Below are 1856 nucleotides of genomic sequence, written 5' to 3' on the forward strand. Positions count from 1 at the left end.
AAACGGCATAGGGGACGGCCATAAGGCCGTGCCCCTGCCACACCACCCGGCATGCGGGTCCGCACCGGGCGGTTCGGGAAGTTGAGGTTATGAGAGTCGGGGTGCACCCAGCCGCTCGAAGTATGCGAGAGTCAGCACGCTATTCAGGAGTTTGCCGCTGTTACGCCACCAGCGACGGCTGTTCGCCGCCACCTGTTGCGCCACAGCGTGCGGAGCCCCCAGCGCACGTAGTTCCCGGTAGATGGTCGGGCCGCGGCGCCATTGCTTAAGCTGGATGACACGCAACCGGTGACGCACCCACTCGTCCAGCGTCCGCCAGACTCGTGGCGTTTGCGCCAACCGGAAGTACGCCCTCCAACCCAGCACATAGGGCCGTAACCGTTCCACCACGTCCTTCATGCTGCGCCCGCCGTTACGGCCGGTCAGTTCACGAATGCGGCGTTTGAACGCCAGCAGCGGTTTGGCCGCCACCTTGCGCTTGATAACACCGCCGGACGCTACCCACAGGCTGTAGCCCAGGAACTTGCGACCGAACACACTGGCCACCGCGCTTTTGGTCTCGTTGACCTTCAACCGCAGTCGCCCAAACAGCCGCCGCAGCAGCACCATCACCCGTTCGCCTGCACGACGGCTGCGAACATAAACATTCGCATCGTCGGCATAACGCACGAAGCAGTGGCCTCGCCGTTCCAGCTCCTTGTCCACCTCATCGAGCAGCACGTTGGCCAGCAACGGCGATAGCGGCCCGCCTTGCGGCGTGCCCTGTTCTCGCTGCTGAACCACGCCGCCATCCATGATGCCGCTGTTCAGATACGCCCGGATCAGCCGGATCACCCCGGCGTCCCCTATACGTTTCTGTAGACGGTCGATCAGGATGTCGTGGTTGATCCGGTCGAAGAACTTCTCCAGATCAACGTCCACCACGATTCGCCGGCCCGACTGCACGTACGACTGCGCGGCCAACACCGCGTCGTGCGCACGCCGTCCAGGCCGGAAGCCATAGCTGTGCTCGCTGAAGGTGGGGTCCAGAACCGGTTGCAGCACCTGCAGCAGCGCCTGCTGGATCAGCCGGTCCGTGACCGTCGGGATGCCAAGCTCGCGCTCGCCTCCGTCCGGTTTCGGGATCGTCACCCGCCGTACCGGACTGGGCCGGTACGTCCCCTTCAGCAACTGTTCGCGGATCGCGGGCCACGCCGTCACCAGATGGCGCGACGTCTGGTCAATGTCCAGACCGTCCACGCCAGCGGCTCCCTTGTTGGCCCGTACCCGTTTGAACGCCTGCTTCAGGTTCGCTCTCGTCAGCGCCGCCATCAACAGCGCTGACCCTGTGTCCCCGGATTCATGGCGCGGGCAACAGGCTTCGTCGCTCACGGGCATGGACGCAGCTTCACCGCGTGTGCCTCCCGCTCGCCCCGCTTGCGCGGGCATCTGACGCAATTCCTGTCGCATCGACATGTCGCTGGACACTCCTTCCCGTTCGGCCCTTCGTCACCAGCTTCGGTCTCATCGACCTGTCCTGTGACTACTACGGCCTCTGCTGACTTCTCGCTCCGGCTCGACGCCGTCGCCCTTTCAGGCATGAGGCGAGATCTCCCCAGGTAAGAACGCACTCCTTCACTGCACAACCGCCGGATTTACGCCGCCGTCCCTTGATCACAAGAGCTTCGCGGTTTATTGCCCGCTCGCCCTGATCGGCAGCGCCTCCTATCCGGTTCTTGTCCATCGGCTCGCAGTTTCGCTCCACGCTTCCTCCCTACGCCCGGTCGCCCTCGCGCAGTTGCGCTTCGCTTCGCTCGCTGTGATCAACTTGCGGTGGGACTTGCACCCACAAGAGTGCGCCCATGCTGGGCGCACAA

1 protein-coding gene is annotated in these 1856 nt (G+C 64.2%); it reads right to left on the bottom strand.

The window, feature by feature from the left end; translation table 11 throughout:
* Positions 1-87: 87 nt before the first annotated feature.
* On the bottom strand, positions 88-1455 hold the full coding sequence (gene ltrA / locus AB3X95_RS38875) for a group II intron reverse transcriptase/maturase (protein WP_176370174.1): 1368 nt from the start codon (positions 1453-1455) through the stop codon (positions 88-90).
* Positions 1456-1856: the final 401 nt, after the last annotated feature.

It is taken from the genome of Paraburkholderia sp. BR13444, from assembly GCF_040948755.1.
GTDB lineage: Bacteria > Pseudomonadota > Gammaproteobacteria > Burkholderiales > Burkholderiaceae > Paraburkholderia > Paraburkholderia youngii.

Coding starts and splice junctions, on each gene's coding strand:
- ltrA (WP_176370174.1), bottom strand. CDS start 1,455: ATGTCGATGCGACAGGAATTGCGTCAGATGCCCGCGCAAGCGGGGCGA.